15 protein-coding genes are annotated in these 18,591 nt (G+C 66.7%); 1 reads left to right on the forward strand and 14 read right to left on the reverse strand.

Annotation, left to right across the window (positions count from 1 at the left end):
• Window positions 1–76 precede the first annotated feature (76 nt).
• From ACTWPT_RS20410 to ACTWPT_RS20440, 7 genes are all read right to left on the reverse strand, one after another.
• The gene (locus ACTWPT_RS20410; protein WP_443179011.1) at window positions 77–3,772 is read right to left on the reverse strand and encodes a hypothetical protein; all 3,696 of its coding nucleotides are present in this window, start codon (window positions 3,770–3,772) and stop codon (window positions 77–79) included.
• A 91-nt stretch (window positions 3,773–3,863) separates the two neighbouring features.
• Window positions 3,864–4,187 carry a hypothetical protein gene (locus tag ACTWPT_RS20415; RefSeq protein WP_443179012.1) on the reverse strand — a complete coding sequence of 108 codons (324 nt, stop codon included), beginning with the start codon at window positions 4,185–4,187 and terminating at the stop codon, window positions 3,864–3,866.
• A gap of 29 nt (window positions 4,188–4,216) precedes the next feature.
• Window positions 4,217–4,780: a YbaB/EbfC family nucleoid-associated protein gene (locus ACTWPT_RS20420; protein ID WP_443179013.1), complete on the reverse strand. Its 564-nt coding sequence runs from the start codon at window positions 4,778–4,780 to the stop codon at window positions 4,217–4,219.
• Window positions 4,781–4,851: 71 nt separating this feature from the next.
• Window positions 4,852–5,544, reverse strand: coding sequence for a WXG100 family type VII secretion target (locus tag ACTWPT_RS20425; protein WP_443179014.1), 693 nt, complete (start codon window positions 5,542–5,544; stop codon window positions 4,852–4,854).
• A gap of 137 nt (window positions 5,545–5,681) precedes the next feature.
• Entirely contained in the window at window positions 5,682–6,224 is a 543-nt protein-coding gene (locus ACTWPT_RS20430) for a hypothetical protein (protein WP_443179015.1), read from the reverse strand.
• A 266-nt stretch (window positions 6,225–6,490) separates the two neighbouring features.
• Window positions 6,491–6,940: a hypothetical protein gene (locus ACTWPT_RS20435; protein WP_443179016.1), complete on the reverse strand. Its 450-nt coding sequence runs from the start codon at window positions 6,938–6,940 to the stop codon at window positions 6,491–6,493.
• A 452-nt stretch (window positions 6,941–7,392) separates the two neighbouring features.
• Complete coding sequence (locus ACTWPT_RS20440) at window positions 7,393–8,265, reverse strand: SseB family protein (protein ID WP_443179017.1); 873 nt, start codon at window positions 8,263–8,265, stop codon at window positions 7,393–7,395.
• Window positions 8,266–8,314: 49 nt separating this feature from the next.
• Here ACTWPT_RS20440 and ACTWPT_RS20445 point away from each other — a divergent pair, with 49 nt between their 5' ends.
• A complete protein-coding gene (locus ACTWPT_RS20445) occupies window positions 8,315–8,836 on the forward strand; it encodes a hypothetical protein (protein WP_443179018.1) in 522 nt (173 codons plus the stop codon).
• A gap of 145 nt (window positions 8,837–8,981) precedes the next feature.
• Here ACTWPT_RS20445 and ACTWPT_RS20450 read toward each other — a convergent pair whose 3' ends face one another.
• From ACTWPT_RS20450 to topA, 7 genes are all read right to left on the reverse strand, one after another.
• Window positions 8,982–9,278, reverse strand: a complete 297-nt coding sequence (locus ACTWPT_RS20450; protein WP_443179019.1) for a hypothetical protein — start codon at window positions 9,276–9,278, stop codon at window positions 8,982–8,984.
• 104 nt (window positions 9,279–9,382) lie between these two features.
• Complete coding sequence (locus ACTWPT_RS20455; RefSeq protein ID WP_443179038.1) at window positions 9,383–10,234, reverse strand: PSP1 domain-containing protein; 852 nt, start codon at window positions 10,232–10,234, stop codon at window positions 9,383–9,385.
• Window positions 10,235–10,425: 191 nt separating this feature from the next.
• Complete coding sequence (locus ACTWPT_RS20460; RefSeq protein WP_443179020.1) at window positions 10,426–11,598, reverse strand: DNA polymerase III subunit delta'; 1,173 nt, start codon at window positions 11,596–11,598, stop codon at window positions 10,426–10,428.
• A gap of 54 nt (window positions 11,599–11,652) precedes the next feature.
• Window positions 11,653–13,704, reverse strand: a complete 2,052-nt coding sequence (gene tmk / locus ACTWPT_RS20465) for a dTMP kinase (protein ID WP_443179021.1) — start codon at window positions 13,702–13,704, stop codon at window positions 11,653–11,655.
• A gap of 141 nt (window positions 13,705–13,845) precedes the next feature.
• On the reverse strand, window positions 13,846–14,385 hold the full coding sequence (locus ACTWPT_RS20470; RefSeq protein WP_443179022.1) for a helix-turn-helix transcriptional regulator: 540 nt from the start codon (window positions 14,383–14,385) through the stop codon (window positions 13,846–13,848).
• A gap of 71 nt (window positions 14,386–14,456) precedes the next feature.
• Complete coding sequence (locus ACTWPT_RS20475) at window positions 14,457–15,782, reverse strand: metallophosphoesterase (protein WP_443179023.1); 1,326 nt, start codon at window positions 15,780–15,782, stop codon at window positions 14,457–14,459.
• Window positions 15,783–15,796: 14 nt separating this feature from the next.
• The gene (gene topA, locus ACTWPT_RS20480; RefSeq protein ID WP_443179024.1) at window positions 15,797–18,487 is read right to left on the reverse strand and encodes a type I DNA topoisomerase; all 2,691 of its coding nucleotides are present in this window, start codon (window positions 18,485–18,487) and stop codon (window positions 15,797–15,799) included.
• Between the last annotated feature and the right edge of the window lie 104 nt (window positions 18,488–18,591).

Below are 18,591 nucleotides of genomic sequence, written 5' to 3' on the forward strand. Positions count from 1 at the left end.
TGCAGGGCTACCCCTGGTTTCGTATTCGGAGGTGCGGCGCCATTCATGATAATGACGAGCACTCCCATGCCGAACGTCAGTTCTCCCTGAACTTCTCCGCGACTGTGTCGGCCATTGCCTCCAAGTCGCCTTCTGGGTCGTAAAAGATGTTGTGATACTCGATGTTCATCTCCCCGGCGAGCACGTTCAGTATCTCTCTGAGCTGACCCTGTTGCCCCTTCATATAGTGTGGCAACGCGACAATTTTTATGATGCGCAGACTCTCTGGATCTCCTGTGTATTCCGCTCGAATCTCGCTGAGGAGTGCCTGGAGATGCGCGGCGTCCAATGCGACGCAGAGCCACTTGTTCGGTGTTCGCAGACCGAATTTATGGAAGAGTGGATTCGTGAAATCTGGATTCACAAAGTGAATTCGATCACCGTTACGCTGAATTATGCCGGCCACCTCGAGGCGGGCGACCAACTCATTCGCCTGCTGCGTAAGCTGGCTCTCGTGGAATAGATGAAAATCTACGCCTTCTTTTGCGTCGGCCGGAACAGCGCCGACATCCTTGAGTCGATCTATAATGCTGGCCCAGAACTCGGACCTAGCCTCGTCCGTGAACGGAAAATCTGGTCTGCCGTCGGGATGGTGTTCACTGGTGTAATTGTAGTCATCCCCCAAGGATGCGACTCTGATGTCTGCCTCTGGCGCTCGTTCGCGCAACGATTTAACCACAGTCCCCGTGAGCTCCAGACCTCTACTATCGGCTGGAATCGCATTCTCGTCGGTTATGGGACCGCCGTAGTCGACAAGATATGGCCCGAAGCCCTCGATTACGAAAACAACCGGATCACCCGAGCGAAGCGCATCAATGATCTCCTGCACCTGGATGAGCGAAAAATCAACTCCATTCTCTGTATAATCTGCCTCTATTGTTTTGACTTCAGCACTGATACTTTTCAGTTGCTTCCTGGAGAAGGTGGAACCGGTGCCTTGCTCGAGCTTCTCTTGGAGGATCGGGCGCCACTTTTCGGCTAGAGGTTGTAGCCGCTCGCTGTAGAGCAGAGGGCGTTTCGTGCCATGCGACGCATCACGATCCACTAACGTGCGCCCCGAAGCCGAGTTGTCGGCACGGTCCTCTGGACGCGCGGATGGTTCTTGTTCGTGCGTGCCGAGCAGGCGGGCCGGCTGTGAGCCTTCCGGTGCTGTCCGGCCGATGCGTGCGTCAGCCGGCTCCGGACTGCCAGCGGGTTCGGCCAGGAGGGCATCGGGGCCGTGGTCGGCTGCGGCCTCGCCGAGGCTTCGCGCCGCCGAGTCGCGCAAGTAGCCGGGCTCGTCGACGACGGGCTGCACCGCGCCACGGATGTGCAGAACCACATCGTCAGGGGACGTGCCGGAGAGCCGCTCGCTGGCCGGGGGGACGGCCGGTGGCTTGCGCGTGTCGGTGGGTAAGGGGTGCCCGTGCCTGCTCAGTTCGTGCAGGATTCCGTCGATCTCGGATTGGAGAGCGTTGCGTTCGGCATCGGTGGTGGCCGAGGCGAGCTTGCGGGTGAGGAGTCGGTACTCGTTGTGGCGGGCGGTGACGCATTGGTCGAGGCCGCCCGTCAGGGTGGGCAGCAGGCGGGGAGTGCGTGATTGCGGGGCGGCTCGGCGTTGGAAGGTGTCGGTGAGTTCGTGGATGACAAGCCTGGCCACCTGGTCGGGGGCCACCCGGGGCGCCAGCCGTACCAGATGCGGGTCGGTTTCGGTGCCTTGACCTACCCGGGTGCGGCCAAGACGGTTGCCCCCGACGGCGCCGATCTCGAAGTGGAAGTGCTGGGTGCTGTTGCCGGTGTCCACGACAAGGGTGCTTGCATCGATCCAGCGCCAGCCCTTTACGTCGGTGCCGAAGTCGGCGGGCAGCGCCTGGGTGTCCAAGGCCGCCCGCACCTCGTCGACCGTGAGTTCCTGCAGGTCCTGGTGTCGCCCGTCGGCGACGAACCGCGTCCCTGCGACGGGCCGGGCCGCCACCAGGGTGTAGCGGGAACGTCGATCTGCCCCGGTCGGCCCGAACCACCGGTTGATCAGCCCTGCGATGTCGCGCTTTGACGACTCTGTCCTGCCCGCCGGTTGGGTGCCCTGCGTGTCCTGGTCAGAGACAGCGGAGGCGGTGGTGACAGTGGTGGTGGTCGACGTGGTGGTGGTGGCGCTGCCGGTGGGATCGGGGGCGGAGGTGCTGATGGTGGTGCCGGCGGCGGGGTCGGCACGAGGGACAGGGCCGGGGTCAGGGATGGTGTCGGGGTTCGATGCGGCGGTCGGAGGGTTCGGGGTGCTCAGCTGCTGAGAGGTCGCCTCGGGGTCGACGGTCTCGTCCGACTGTGGGGCTAACTCAGGGTCGTGGCCGGGTTGGTCGTCGTTGGGCGGCTCGGCTGGGGTGGTGTCGTTGTTCGGGTTGTGGCCTGTCGAAGGTGTCTGCGGGGTGTTCGATGGCTGGTCGAGTGCGGCTGGGGGTCGTGGCTTGGGCGTCGTGGGGGAGACCGGGTCGGCCGGCGTGCTGATCCCGTCCCACCTGACCGGCGCCTGCGTCTGCGTCCGCGCCTGTGCTGGGATGGCGAGGTCGAGGGCCGCTCTGACCGGGGCACCGGTCCCGGGTTGGGTTTGGGCCGTGCCAGACTCGGCCGTCCGGGGCTGGCTGGTTGCCTGCTGGCCGGACTGACCGGTCGCGAGCGCATCGTTGAAAACACCAGCCAGCGTGGAGGCGGGATAGAGCACCGCGTTGGCCACATCGACGCTGAACGGGCTGATCGTATTGGTCCGGCCTGCCCCACCCATGAACGCGCCCAGCAACGACTCTGGCGTCGGTGGCACCCACTGCCCGTACACCACCCGGTTGGCCACCACACTGCCCGCTGGAGAAGCCGCCACATTGCTCAACCCTGTGTTCAACACCCGGCCCGGATACCGCAAGAACGCATTGACCACCCCCGGCGCATCACCCGCACGAGCGTTGAGCCACCCAACACCGGGAATGCTGTCGGTCAACCTGCTCACATGGCTGGCGAGCAAGGTGGCGGCCAGCGCGCCGACCGTCGCCCCCAGTGCCGCCGCCTTGGTCTTGGCCCAATCCCACGCATCCAGCGTGCCCATCTTGATCTGCTGATACTGCGCGAAAGCGTCGCCGAAAACCTCCTCAGCGACCTCCTCCGGGATCTCCATCACCAACAACCAGGCCGCAAGTCTCTCCCCCGCCGACCCGCCGGCCAACCCCGTCAAACGGCTCAACGCGCTCGTCGCATACGGCCGGCCCGCCAGCATCGCCAACCGCTCCAGAAGCAGCAGCATCCGCGCATTGCCCGACCTGGCCACCGCGCCCACCAGCAACCGAGCCAACGGACCAGCCGACACCGCGAGCACCGCAATCAGCGCCGCAGCCAGCGACACCCAAAACGCCACATTGATCGACAGCTTCGAATACTGCGTCTGCCGCGCCATATGATCCATCTGCTGGGCGTACAGGGCAGCCTCACCCGCCTTGGCCACCACCCCCGTTCGCTCATCGAACAGCTCCCGCGTCCGGGCAAATGCCGCCGGCTTGGCCGGCGACTCAAGACCAGCCGAAATCTCGCCAATCGAGAACGCGGTCGGCTCCAACGACGACACCAACACCCCCGTGGCGTCTTCAAAAGCCAACCTGGCCTGCCACAGCCCGCTCTCACTGGCCTGCGGCCACGGCTCGCCCGCGGTCAACATCGGAATCAACCAATTGACCACCCATGCAGGCAACGCCTCGGTCCGCCACGCCGGCTCCACATCGGTAGTGGAGATCCCCCCACTGGAATAGGGCGAAAGAGGACCCGGAAGCTGAGAATCAACATTCGGCCCGCCGACGCCCACGCCAAGCTCACATGGTCCACTGAGGCGGCACCGCGATGCTTTCAGCTATAGCCGCATCCGTGGCCAGCGTGTTACCCACCTGCGTCCGCAACTTGGTCGGAAGACCGCCGATCTCCTCCACCAACCCGTCGGTGTCATCCACGCACCGCCAAGGCCCGCCATAAGCCAGGAGGGCCCGCTCGAACTCCGCCCCCTCCGGCCCATCACCCCACGGCCGCGCCTCCAACAGCCCACGAATCCGAGCCCGCACCTGCCCCCAATCGGCTTCCAGGTCCGACGCCATTACCTCCAACCGCGCCAGGCCAGAATCCAGCGGCTCACCGATGAACACATCCGCCGATCCCGCCCCCGACGATCCGCTCACCGCTGCCCGCCCTCTCCCAGCATCTGACCCGCCAACTGCCCCAGCACCGTCTCCAGATCGCCATTCAGATGAGCCCGCATCTGCTCAGCGGGCACCACCGGCTCGAAAATCTCCACCACCTCATCCACCGCCCGAACCGACGCCCGCCGCACCGTCTCAACGATCACATCAGCCAACGACCGCGCATCCGGACGCCGAAACACCCGCGGATCAATGTCCAACCGGACCAGGTCCCCACGCACCCCTACGGTGGCCGACACCAAACCATCACGAGACTTCTCCGTCACCTGCACCGCCCGCGCCCGCTCATGCAGCGCCAGAGCCTCGCCCTGCAACCGCATGAACCTCGCCCGCAACTCCTCGACATACGCACGCAACCCCGCCGCATCGCCGCCCTCCACCGCCAACCACCTCCAGAACAGGTTGCATCCTGCATCAGAAATAACATTTCGCATCACAGGTGTGGGTACGCATTCACGCCGAATGCATCCGAGTACGACGTGATCGCGATGCGTGATCGTCTTCGAACGTGCGTCGTCGTGGCGGGTGTCCGGGATCATGCCGGTGTCGGGTCAGGTGGGGTCCAGGCGAGCCGCCGCCCACGGCTGAAGGGCCAGTGACCGACTTGAAGTCAATTCTGTCCGTAGCTGGGAAAGTCGCAGATGACTTCCTCTGGCATGAATGCGTGCAGCGCTTTGAGGTGATCGTTCAACTTATTCATGTGCTGACGTGCAATCGCGGTCAGGTAGATCGTAGTAGGATCCAGCTTCCGATCTTCTATTGCCTGACGCTCTCTTTCGTTGACCCAGCGGCCGAGCTCGCTAGAATAGAGGTCTTCACGATAGGCCACTGGGATCGCATCACGGGGATAGGTCAACTCCTTTCCGCTATATTCATAGTAATAGATGTGCTCTTCTCGGCCACACGTGGCAGTGTCGACCCCAGTCCATGCAAGTGGGTTGGCGAATACGATACTGCAGTCACAGTTGTTGCCGCCGATCTCGTGATCCCACACGGGGAACTCATATCCCCCGGGACCCCATTTCCTGCCGCCGAAAGGGCTACCTACGAATTGATTTTGTTCCATGTCCTTAAAGGCCGGGAGGACGTCCTCACCGAACCAGCGGACGCCTTCACCAACCGTCCCTATGACAGCTGCCAGCTCTATGAATGCCGCCCGAAGCACCCCCATTCCACGAAGTGCCTCCTTCGCGGCATCTCCACTCCAGGCCTCGGCGAGATCAGCGCCTTCCCCTGTCAGGGTGGAGACGCTTTCTGCCAGAGAGTCGGCCGCCGAAAGAAGTTTGCCCCCGTACTCCGGCAAGTCCGATCCGATGTCTATCGACCAAAGGCGGCTCCGGTATTCATTTGCAGAGAAATCTGGCCAATTTATCCGATGGGGTGCCAACTGCATTTCAAGGAGAGAGTCATCCTCTCCAATGTCACCCTTATGCCAAGATATCATTCTTTTTCCTCCAGCAGACTCAAAGCGGACGCCTCTTCTGCCAGATCGTACTCCTCGATACAGCTGGCCAGCCCGGCGATATAGGACGAATAGGATCTGAACAATTGCCCGAGTGCGCGCTCCAGGAATCTCTGAAAGTCCTCCAGGACTCCAGACTCCGTGGCTTCCGCCTTCAGGTCCCTTGCTGGAGGAAAGTTGCCGAACTCGGGCACCCTCCAATAGATGTAGACCCCAATTGGTGATTCATCATGAGGATAACGCCCGCCGCCAGGATGCAGTCGCAGACCAGAATATCTCTCCAGGTCAGATAGCAATGCGCGCGCGACAGCCTTTACCGCGGAACGATCGATCGCCACACCGTCCTGCGCCTCCGGCCAACTGGTCGGCCCTCCATCCAGCGCCCACGAACGCCATTCCGGCATTTCTGTGTCGGGGGTCGAATCGTAGCGCTCCCCGTCTACGCGGTAATCGGGATACCATTGATGTCCCGGCGGTGAGACCTGCGGCGGAGGAAGCTCATTGAACAAGGGCTCAGTCACGCATAACTCCAGCAGGTGTGCAGATTGAACCGTGCATCGATATCCCAGCTAACGTGGCGGAACAATAGTTCCCGCCGCTAGCGCGCCGCTAGCGCGCCGCACATTGAGTTGTTTGCGGCGGCTGTACCAAGGCTGAAAGACGGCGGCCTGCTACGCACGGTACGCAGTGGAGAAGGGTGCCATCAACTGTACGAATCGATACCGACGGGCCCTTGAGTCGTCCACGCTCTGACGGTCCCCGCGGCCACGTCGAGCCGAAGCGCTGGTCAGGACATCGAGACGGATCGGCCCCAATTGAGTCGTCGCTCGATCTCGCCGGCCCCCGCGGCCGCCTCGTCGAGCCGGCGAGTCCGGACGCTGTGTTCGGTGCGGGAAGCCGTATCGCGGTCGTCGCGGGTGCTCGCGCCGTCGTGGCGCCCCGACGCGTAGGCCTGTCTGGCGGCCACGTGCTGGAAGGTGTCGCTGATCTCGTGGATGACGAGCCTGGCTACTTGGCCGGGGGCGACCCGCGGCGCCAGCCGTACCAGATAAGCGCCTCCGGGACATTCCTCCGTGTGAGCCAGACGGCGGTCCCCGACGCCGATCTCGAAGTGAAATTGCCGGCGTCCGAAGGCGGGGGTCTCCACGACCAGCGTCGCCGCGTCGCTCCACCGCCAGGTGCTCTCGCACGAACTGAAGCCCGCGGAGAGTGCTCTGGCGTCGCAGGCCTTCCGCACCTCGTCCATTGTCAGGTCCGGCACAGGGGGGTGCCACGTCTGCGCAGCTCTCGGCTGACTCGATTGGAGATCGTCAAGGACTGAGATGCGCTCAGTGAGATCGGACACCTCATCCCTGAGCACCCACTGCCGAAAGACCCCACGTTCCACGCGCTCAAGCCCCAGTCGCAGCGCTACAGTCGCCCTGCCCCCCGTGTACTCGATGAGGAGCTCGTCATCACGCTGGCCGTGAACCTGGAAGGGTTCGCCCTGCCACTGGCAAACCGTTGTGACAAAGGTGATGGCCACGCATTCCCCGGCGGGCACAGCACGGACGTAAAGGCCTGGATCAACCTGCTCGAAGCCCTCTGCGGGAACCTCGCTTCGCAGACGCATCCACACCTGGCCTTCGTGCAGGTCGGGTGTGGCCTCGTAATCGGTTCCCGCCCAGCACGCCCGGTAGGAATGCCACGTCACTCCGCCTCCTCAGTAAGCACCCACGATCGACGATCGCCGTCATAGCGAGCACGGACCCGCTCTCGACCGTCCGCGCCCAGCTCCACGATCTCGGCCCCGTAGGGGAGACCCACCCCGTTGATCTTGTACTCCCTGATCGTCTCATCGACGTTCGGTACCAGGCCCATGCCGACGAACGGAGGTTCCTCAATGACCCACCCGGCGACGGCCGCCATCCCTTCCTCATCAACCCCGCCGTACGGCGTTCGGTAGAGGGACGGACCGATCGAGGGCCAGCGCAGGATGTTCACCGCTCCGCCACTGGTGAGTGCCTCCTCCTGGAGTAACGCCCGGGCGAGTACGACTGGCGTCGCGATGTGCTCCACATCCATGGCGTGATGGCAGTAGCCGGACACGCGAGGCTCGCGGCTGTCCAGCAGAGCCTGGATGTCGCGTGGCCGCAGCAGCTTCTGCACGATGGGGGTTCCCGCCCCCGGCTCGGCGGCGATGTCCTGCTCCAGCGTAGGTACGGCAAGCCTGGCGACCGTCCCTGACTCAAGGAGAAAGGAGAGATCGAGCCCAGGGTTGATCGCCAAGCCCCAGCGGAGGTCCGGCCAGCCCGCCGCCAGCTCGACCATGGACACGATCCGGTAGTGCCGCACGGCGTCGCGCGTGGCCTTGCGCATCGCCTCGGCCGAGGTGTAGCCGATGAGCCACGTCTGCTCCGCATCCGTCACGGTGGGCCAGGCGACCGGCTCCTCACCGGTGGCTGCCGCGTCGCTGATGGGGCAGGCCAGATCGGCATCGCGCAGCAGGCGCAGGCAGAGGGCCAGGTCCCCTCGCTCATGCGCCCGCATGAGGCGCTCCTCGAACGGACTTGCCGCCTGCATGAGCGCCAGACTAGTAGTTGTTCCAGAGGTCGATCTAAGGAGGTCCGCGGTGACGCTGCAGGTGGCGCGGACGCGAGACGAGGCACATCTGTACCTTGACCTGCATCCATGCGTGTGCGGGTCGGTGGAGACCGCATGGGACAGCGGCGTGGTCGACTTGGCAGGCGAGCTGGCCGCCTGCTACGACGGCATCTGCGCCGACTGCGGGGTGGAGCGGAAATTCGTGTTCGCCCTGCCGCAGCGAGAGGTGATGCCGGAGGGGTGGCCTACGTTCGGCGGACCGGAGCCCTCCCAACTCCTCGACGCAGGTGAGTGGTTGTGGGTGTCCGACCTGACGGCAGGGAACGTACCGACAGACGATCAGAACGCAGCGCGCCAGGCCCTGGCGATGGCTCGCGCGGCCGTCGACGAGGTGATGAAGTTCATCCCCGACGGACATGAACACGTTCCAGATCATGCCTTCTGGTCCGAGCTCGGGCGGCAGGTCAGGGACGCCGAGCCGGCACGGTTCCGACGTGAGCGGCTCGAGGTCGTCAGGGACACCTACCGCGATCTGGCCATCGATGCCTGATTCGCCCGTGTCCGAGCCAAAGCGAGGACGCTGACCGAAGCGCGACTGTTCTTCTCGATCACATCCGGCGATCAGGAGGTCGATGTGGCGCAAGGGCTGACCGGCCTCGACGGCTGGTGCGGCGGCTGGGGGTGCATGACGGTGATCAGGCGCCAGAGGCAGGATGCTGCTGGTGGACTCGGCCGAAGCCCCCTCTGTGGGCGGCGAGGTCGGCGATGCCCTCGGGCGCCAGGGCCGCCGACCCATGAGGGTCCTGCTCGCGGGCCGTCCGGGCGTCCTGGACGGCCAGGAACGCGGCGGCCGGCTTGGTTGGCGAGGGTGATGTGCCGGTGCCAGCCGTGTCAGGAGCGCACCTCGTAGTCGGGGCCCAGGCGGACTTGGCCAGCTTGATCGCTTCCTCTACCCGCCAACGAGCTCCGGGCACGGTGACCAGGTCCTCCACCGGGGTGGAGGCCGGGCCTCAGGCCAGGTGGCACGTAGAGTGAGCGCCAGGGGAGCCACAGAGGGGAGCCAGCGTGCGCCGACTACCCTCTGTGCAGTCCGTAATCACTCGACCGAATGCTGAGTGCCCTGTTCCGGCTCGCTGCCATACATCTGGTCGTGCTGGATGCGAGGCGAGCACACGCTGGCTTTGGAGCACGAACACCGCCGCCCTCCGTCGTTGAGCCGCACCACGACCGAGTCGGACGGCACGTTGTGCCCCACCACCGTTCCGGCCCCCTGCGGGGTCTCCACACTCGCCCCCACCCGAGGCGCCGAGGCCCGGAACTCCTGATACAGCGGATGCTCGTACTTCAGGCAGCACATGAGCCGCCCGCACGCGCCCGCGATCCGCAGCGGATTGACCGGCAGATCCTGGTCCTTGGCCATGCGTACCGAGACCGGCTCGAAGTCCTTCAAGAACGTGGCACAACACAAGTCACGGCCGCACGGGCCGATGCCGCCCTGCAGCCGGGCCTCGTCCCTCGGGCCGATCTGGCGCAACTCGACCCGGGCACGCAGGTTGCGGGCCAGATCTCGGACCAGGGCGCGGAAGTCCACCCGGTGCGGCGCCGAGAAATAGACCGTGTAGACGTTGTCCTGGTCCAGGTAGTCGACCCCGACCACCTTCATCGGCAGCGAGTGCCGCTTGATCAGACGCTTGGACACGCTACGGGCCTCGGCCCGACGGCGTTTGTTGGACTCGTCGCGGGCCAGCTGCTCCTCACCCGCCAACCCCGCGCACACCGGCAGCCCGTCAATGTCCTCACTCGAGTACTGCGGCGCCCACACACACTCCGCCACCTCCGGACCCGAGTCGGTCGGCACGAGCACCTTGTCGCCCACCTTCGGGCTGTGCCCGCCGGGATCGAGGTAGTAGAGCCTCCCATAGCGGGTGAAGCTCACGGCCATGATCATTCCCATGGGCTCGGGCTCGCCTCCTGACGGCCTAGGGGTTACGGCCTTCCCTGCCACATTACGTTGATCCCGCGATGGAGGTCAGAGGTGACGGATGCAATCCCGGATTATCCGCCGATCTAGCACACCTTGCCATCCCACCCGCGCAAGCGCAGGCGCAGCCACGCCGCCACTGTCTCCGCTGCGATCTCTCAGGGGCGGAGCGCAAGCATCATCGCTTCGACCGCGATCTGCGGATTGACGTTGGCCGCCAGCCGTTCTCTGCACTGCATGATCGCGTCGATCCGCCGCAGCGTCTCCTCGGGTGTCGACCGTTTGGCGAACTGGTCGAGGTCGAAGCGGATGTCGTCGTTCGCCAGCTCCACCGCCGCCCCGAACTGCATGGCCAGCACGTCCCGGTAGAACGACACCAGCTCGAGCAACGCCGAGTCCAGCGAGTCCCGCTTGATCCGCGTGGCCCGTGACTTCTGCCGGTCCTCCAGCTCCTTCAGCGCCCCTGCCCCGCCCCGCACCAGCCCGCGGTTGAGCCCCTTGCCCGTGGAGCCCTCCCCGTACAGCTTGCGCAGTTCGGTGGTCTCGTTCTCGTTGAGCGCGGCCGTGGCCGCGGCCGCCTCCTCCTCCGCCGTCTTCACCAGACGCTCGGCGGCGGACACGCACTCCCCCACCCCCGTGAGCGAGCGTGGAATGGACAGCACGGCCTCGCGGCGCTGCCTCGTCCCCTCGTTGAGCGCCAGCGCCCGCGCCCTGCTGATGTGCCCCTGAGCGACCCGGGCGGCGAACGCGGCCGTCTCCCACGGCACGCTGTCACGCGTGGCCAGCACGTGGGCGACCGCCTCCGTGCTGGGCGTGGTCAGGGTGATCAGCCGGCAGCGCGACCTGATAGTGATCATCAGGTCGTCGGGAGCGGGCGAGCACAACAGCCACACCGTACGGGGCGGAGGCTCTTCGATGGCCTTGAGCAGGGCGTTCGCGGCCGACTCCGTGGCCCGGTCGGCGTCTTCGAACAGGATGACCCGCCACCGCCCCTGCCTCGGCGCCCCGGCCGCGCGCAGGATGAGCTCGCGGGTCTGCTTGACGCTGTAGGACAGGCCCTCGGGGCGTACGGACTCCAGGTCGGGGTGGGAGCCGATGAGCACCTGGTGGCACTGGTCGCAGTGGCCGCAGCCGCCGTCAGGGCACAGCAGCGCCGCGGCGAAGGCACGGGCGGCGTCCTCCCGTCCGGAGCCGGGCGGGCCGGTGAACAGCCAGGCATGCGTCATGCCCGCGCCGCGCCCGCCGGCGACGACCTCCCCAGCCGCCGCCGCGGCCCGCGACAGCACGGCCACCGCCTTGTCCTGCCCAACGAGGTCATCGAAAACGGTCACGCGCTAAGGCTAATTGCCCGTCACCCCACGTGGCACAGCAACGGGGGGAGGGCCTCACCCCCAGTCGCGGATCGCCGGCATCGTCCCCGTGACATCCTCTGTTTCCTCCGGGACCGGGTCGGGCAATATGTCACGGATGCGGTCCTGGATCTGGCGAGTGATCAGGTCGAGCGGCTGCGTGCCGTCGACGACCAGGTAACGCTCGGGCGCGGCGGCCGCCAGCGCCCGGAACTCTTTGCGCACCCGCTCGTGGAACTCCAGCGGCTCGGCCTCGATCCGGTCGACCGCCCCGCCGAGCCGGGTCAGCCCCACCTGAGGCGGCGTGTCGATGAGCACGGTCAGGTGCGGCACGAGCCCGCCCGTCGCCCAGGCGTTGATCTTGGAGACGTCCTTGGGGTCGAGCGACCGCCCCGCGCCCTGGTAGGCCAGCGACGAGTCCACGTAACGGTCGGTGATCACCAGCGAGCCCCGGTAGAGCGCCGGCCTGATCACCTTTTCGACGTGCTCGGCCCGGTCGGCGGCGTACAGCAGCGCCTCCGAGCGCGCCGACAGCCCCCGCTCGGCCGCGTCCAGCAGGATGGCCCGCAGCCGCATGCCCACCTTGGTGGAGCCCGGCTCGCGCGTCTGCACGACGTCGTATCCCTGGTCGCGCAGCCAGATGGCGATCAGCCGCGACTGGGTCGTCTTGCCCGACCCCTCGCCACCCTCGAACGCCACGAACAGACCAGGGACGTGCTCGGCCGCCTCGGTGGGGAACCGCTCGCCGCGTACTGCCGCGATGAGGTCCGCCGACAGGGAGACGCCCCTCCTGTCGTCCATGTGGCGCAGCGCGAGGAGGCCGACGGTCATCGCGAGGGCTCCGCCGACCACCAGCACCAGGTTGGTCCCGTCGAACCGGTAGCCGAACTCGCCCAGCCGCAACTGGTGCACGCCGAACAGCGCCGCCAGCGGGCTGGCCATGGCGACCACCAACAGCAGCGTCACCCGCGCGGTCGACTGCAGGAACGCGAACGTACGGCCCCGCAGCCCGTCCTCGACCTCCAGCCCGATCAACGTGTAGCCGATGATCCAGGCGATCCCGGCGCAGGCCCCGAGCAGCACGGTCAGCATGACCACGATCACCAGGTTGTGCACCAGCGCGATCGCGACCAGGACCAGCCCCGCCACCGTGATGGCCAGCCCGAACAGCCGCCGCCTCGACAACTCGCGCAGCAGCCGGAGCCCGAAGAACATGCCCAGCGCCATGCCGACGAAGACCGCCGCGAACACGACACCGTAGGCCGCGTCACCCCCGCCGAGTGTGCTCACGTAGATCCTCGCCACGCCGACCACGGCACCGCCGGCGGCGAAGGCCCCCAGCATGCCGATGATCAGGCCCCGCACCAGGCGGTTGCGGCCGACAAACCGCCAGCCCTCGACAATCTGCTTGAGCACGGAAGGCGTGGAGATCGCGCCGTCCCGCTTGGGGATGTCGCGCAACGTGAAGATCAGGAACGCCGACACCAGATAGGCGCAGGCGTTGACGATCAGCGCCAGACCGGTGGCGTCCCGGCCGGCCGGGAACGGCACGATGGTCCTGATCAGGTCGCCCGCCACGGACAGCGCCGCGAACAACATGGCCGCGACCGGCGCGCTGCCGTACGTGACCAGCAGGTTGAGCCGGTTGGCCGACTCCAGCTGCTCCTTCGGCACCAGATTGGGCACCGTGGCGTCCTTGGCCGGGACCCAGAACAGGTTGACGCACTCGACCAGGACGGTCGCGATGATCACCCACTGGTAGCTGTTGACCACGGGTATCGACAACACCACGGCGAACCTGGCCAGGTCCGCCGCGAACATCGTCAGCCGCCGGTCGAACCGGTCGGCGAACACGCCCGCGAGCGGCCCGAGCAGCACGGCCGGCAACATCTTGGCGACGAAGACGCCGCCGACGGCCAGCGACTGCACACGGTAGTCGTCGCCCTGGGTGAGGTTCGCGGCCAGCGCGGTCAGCGCGAGGATGTTGAGCCAGTCACCCAGACTGCACACCGACATGGCCAGCCAGAGCTGTCGGAACGGCGCATTGGCCAGCACGTGGGTCGGGCGGCGTGGGCCAGGGGCAATCATAAGGTCAGCGTATCCAGGTGTTGGCAAGAAGCGGCGGACAAGAGGCGAGCCGGATATTCCCGGCGGACTCGTGGCCGAGGGTATTACGTTCGCGGCCCCGCGCGCAGGTTACACACCTCGAATAGGTCCGCGAAAATGTCATCAATTGATGACTCTGGTCCCATGTCGAGCCTCTTCCACCAATGGCCACCACTCGGCCCGGATATCAGGCGGCAGGCCCAGATCATCCCAGAGCTCCGCGAGCAACACGCCGTCCACGTGGTCGAGCAGCTCCTGAGGACTGCCCTCGCACAACAACAGCGTGTACGCCGCCCGCCGCTCCGCACGATCGGCCAGGTCGTAGTCCCGGCCGCGCAGCCGCGCCACCCCCAGCGCCGCGGCGACCGGCAGCCGCCACAACCGGCTCGGCACGGGAAAAGGCCGGGCGGCGAACTCCACCTTGGGCTCAAGCGCCAGCCGGAACCCGGCCGCGTCGAGGATGCGCCCGGCCGTCTCGAGCGTCGGCGACTTCCTGCCGTGCTCGTAGGCCGACAGCGTGGTCCGCGACGTGCCGCTGACGCTGGCCAGCGCCTTCTGATTCATGCTCGCGGCGTGCCGAGCCTGCTTGAACAGCAGCCCGCCGCGCTTGGCCCAGACGGCGACACCGGAGGCCAGCGCCGCCTCCATCGGCGAGGACACCATGGATCCCCTCCCTCCCGACGTATCCGGCCGGATACTACGGCACGATGGCACCTCGTGGCCACTCAACTACGCTAAGCCAGCTCCAGCATCGTGATCTCGGGCGGGGCACCGACCCTTACGGGCGGGCCCCAGAAGCCGGCGCCCCTGGTGACGTAGACCTGCACCCCGTCCACCGTCGCCAGGCCGGACACCACCGGCTGCTGCAGCCCCACGACGAGGTTGAACGGCGCCATCTGGCCGCCGTGCGTGTGCCCGGACAACTGCAGGTCCACGCCATGGCGAGCGGCCTGGTCCACTTGGACCGGCTGATGCGCGAGCAGCACCGTGGACCGGCTGGTGTCTCGGTTGCCGAGCGCCTTCTCGAAGTCGGGGCCGTCGCCCTGGGAAGTGCCGTTGAGGTCGTTCACCCCGGCCAGATCGAGGACGGCGCCCTGGTGCCTGATCTCCACTCGCTCGTTTCGCAGCGGGCGTACATCGAGCTGCCGCAGTTCCTCGATCCACTCGGCGAATCCGCCGGGGGCGAAGTACTCATGGTTGCCGGTCACGAAATATGCCCCGTAGCGGGACTCGAGGTTCTTCAGCGGACGTGCCAGCGCGCCCAGCTCGGCCACCGACCCGTCCACCAGGTCGCCCACGATCGCCACGACGTCGGCCTCGAGCCCGTTGATCATGCGGACGATGCGCTCGGTGTGGGCCCTGCCCGTCAGCGGTCCCAGGTGGATATCGCTGACCACGGCGAACCGCAGGCCGCCGAGCCGCTGGTCCAGGTCGGGCAGCGTGACCTTGACCCGCTCGAGCACGGGATCGCCCAGAGCGCTCGTGATGCCGTACCCGACCGCGCTCAGCGCGCCGGCCCCGGCGATGGCGGCGGTGGCCCGCCCGAGGAACAACCGCCTGCTCAGCGGAGCAGGCGGCGCGACCTGCTCAACCGGCGCGGCCCTCTCAGCAGGCGGAACCGTCTCAACCGGCGCGGCCCCCTTAGGAGGCGGAACCGTCTCAACCGGCGCGGCCTCCTCGACCGGCGCAGCCGCGCTGGCCAGGACCGGGACGGGTTCGGACTCGGACTCGGATTGGGGCTCGAACCCGGGCTCGGGCGCCCGCTTCCGCTCGGCCCTGCGCAGGAACACCCCTGCCACGGCCCGTGGAATCTCCAGCACCACGAAGAACAGGACCAGGTAGAACAGCAACGCCAGCCAGACATAGCCCGGCCAGGCCAGCCAGTGCCCGAGCTCCATCCGCGTGCTGACGAACGTCCCCACGATCAGCACGAACAACCCCACCATGCCCCAGGTCAGCGCCTTGCGCAGCCGCCCAGGGCCGATGGTCGAACGCACCAGCCGGTGCCAGAGGTAATAGTGCGCCAGCAGGACCACGCCGACGAAGATCAGGACAACCACGTATTCGATGCTACTTACGACTTGGCCGCCGGCTTCTTCGCGGGAGCCTTTTTCGCCGGCGCCTTCCTCGTGGTGGTGGTCTTCTTCGGCGCGGGCGCCCGCTCACGCCGCTCGGCCAGCAGCTCCGCCGCCCGCTCGATCGTGATGTCCTCGACCGTGTCGCCCTTACGCAGGGACGCGTTGGTCTCGCCGTCGGTCACGTACGGGCCGAACCGCCCCTCCTTCACCACGACCGGCTTCTTGGAGCTGGGATCGGCGCCCAGCTCGCGCAGCGGCGCCGCGGCCGCCGCCCGCCGCCCGCGCTGCTTGGGCTGCGCGAACAGCTCCTTCGCCTGATCAATGGTGACCGTGAGCAGGTCGTCCTCGGAGGCCAGCGAACGCGAGTCCGTCCCCTTCTTCAGGTAGGGGCCGAACTTCCCGTTGTACGCCACGACCTCCTCGCCCTCCAGCTCGCCCACGAGCCTGGGGATCGACAGCAGCTTGAGCGCGTCCTCGAGCGTGATCGTGTCCAGCGACATCGTCTTGAACAGCGAGCTCGTACGGGGCTTCGGCGTGTCGGCCTTCTTCGTCCGCCGCTTGGGAGCCTCCTCGTCCGCGGTCGGCTCGGGCAGGACCTCCGTCACATAAGGCCCGTACCGGCCGTCCTTGGCCACGATCATGTGCCCGGTCACCGGGTCGTGCCCCAGCTCCCGGTCGCCCGTCGGCCGCGAGAACAGCTCCTCGGCCTTGTCCGCGGTCAGCTCGTCGGGCGTCATGTCCTCGGGCACGTTGATCCGTGCGCCGTTCCTGTCCAGGTACGGCCCGTACCGTCCGACCCGCAGGACGATGTCCGACCCCTTGACCGGGAACGAGCTGATCTCCTTGGCGTCGATGTCACCAAGGTCGGTGACCATCTCCTTCAGGCCCTCGTCGCCGTCGGAGCCGTAGTAGAACCGCTGCAGCTCCGGCACCCGCTCCGCGCGGTCATTGGCGATGTCGTCGAGCACCTTCTCCATCTCGGCGGTGAAGTCGTAGTCGACCAGGTTGCCGAAATGCTGCTCCAGCAAATTGACCACGGCGAACGCCAGGAACGACGGCACCAGGGCCGTGCCCTTCTTGAACACGTAGCCGCGGTCGAGAATGGTCCCGATGATCGAGGCGTACGTCGACGGCCGCCCGATCTCCCGATCCTCCAGCTCCTTGACCAGCGTCGCCTCGGTGTAGCGCGCGGGCGGCTTGGTCGAGTGCCCGGCCACGTCGAGCCTGGTCATGCTGAGCGGGTCGCCTTCGGCCAGGTTCGGCAGCCGCTTCTCCGAGTCGTCGCGGTCGGTCGACGGATCGTCCGCACCCTCCACGTACGCCTTGAGGAAGCCGTAGAACGTGATGGTCCGGCCGGACGCGCTGAACTCGACGTCCTCGCCGGCCGACGACCTGCCGCTCACCTTCACCGTGACCGACTCGCCGACCGCGTCCTTCATCTGCGAGGACACCGTGCGCTGCCAGATCAGCTCGTAGAGGCGGAACATGTCGCCCGACAGCCCGGTCTCGCCCGGCGTGCGGAACTCCTCGCCCGAAGGCCGGATTGCCTCGTGCGCCTCCTGCGCGCTCTTGACCTTGCTGCTGTAGACGCGGGGCTTGTCCGGGACGTACTCGCGGCCGTACAGCTTGATCGCCTGCGACCGCGCGGCCGCCACCGCCGTCTCCGACAGCGTGATGCTGTCGGTACGCATGTACGTGATGAAGCCGTTCTCGTAGAGCCGCTGGGCGACCTGCATCGTGTACTTGGCAGAGAATCCCAGCTTCCGGCTGGCCTCCTGCTGCAATGTGGTCGTCCGGAACGGCGCGTACGGCTTGCGCGTGTACGGCTTGCGCTCGACCGACTTGACCGCGAACGACACTCCCTGGAGCCGGCCGGCCAGCTCGCCCGCGGCCGCCTCGGACAGGTGCAGCACGTCGGCGTTCTTGAGCTGCCCGGTGCTGGCGAAGTCGCGGCCCTGCGCCACCCGCTTGCCGCCGACCAGGGTCAGCGTCGCAGTGAAGTCGCGCGGACGCTCCTCCGGCTTGTTGGTGTCGAACAGCGCCTGCAGGTCCCAGTAGTGGGCGGACGTGAACGCGATGCGCTCCCGCTCACGCTCCACCACCAGCCGCGTCGCCACGGACTGGACGCGACCCGCCGACAGCTTGGGCTTGACCTTCTTCCACAGCACGGGGCTGACCTCGTAACCGTAGAGCCGGTCGAGGATGCGCCTGGTCTCCTGGGCGTCCACGAGGCGGAGGTTGAGGTCGCGCGGGTTGGCCACGGCGTCCTGGATGGCCTGCGGGGTGATCTCGTGGAACACCATGCGGTGCACCGGCACCTTGGGCTTGAGCACCTCGCGCAGGTGCCAGGCGATGGCCTCTCCCTCGCGGTCCTCGTCAGTGGCCAGATAGAGCTCGTCGGCGTCCTTCAGCAGCTGGCGCAGCTTGGCGACCTGCGACCTCTTGTCGGGGTTGACGACGTACAGAGGCTCGAAGTCGTGCTCGACATTCACCCCGAGACGCGCCCATGGCGCCCCCTTGAACTTCTCGGGGATGTCGTCGGCCCTCTCCGGCAGGTCGCGGATATGACCGATGCTCGATTCGACGATGTAGCCGCGCCCGAGGTACCCCGCGATCGTCTTCGCCTTGGCCGGCGACTCGACGATCACCAGGCGTGTTCCGCCGGCGCTGCCGTTCTTGGCTGGCACGCTGCTTCCTACCTCGCTGTTCGCTTGCAAAATCCCCCTGCCGGGAGTCGGCACAGACTGAAAGGTAACCCGACTCGCGGAAATTTCCTTCCCCCGGGCTACCC

The organism is Nonomuraea sp. 3N208 (genome assembly GCF_052245935.1).
In the GTDB taxonomy this organism is placed as follows: Bacteria; Actinomycetota; Actinomycetes; order Streptosporangiales; family Streptosporangiaceae; genus Nonomuraea.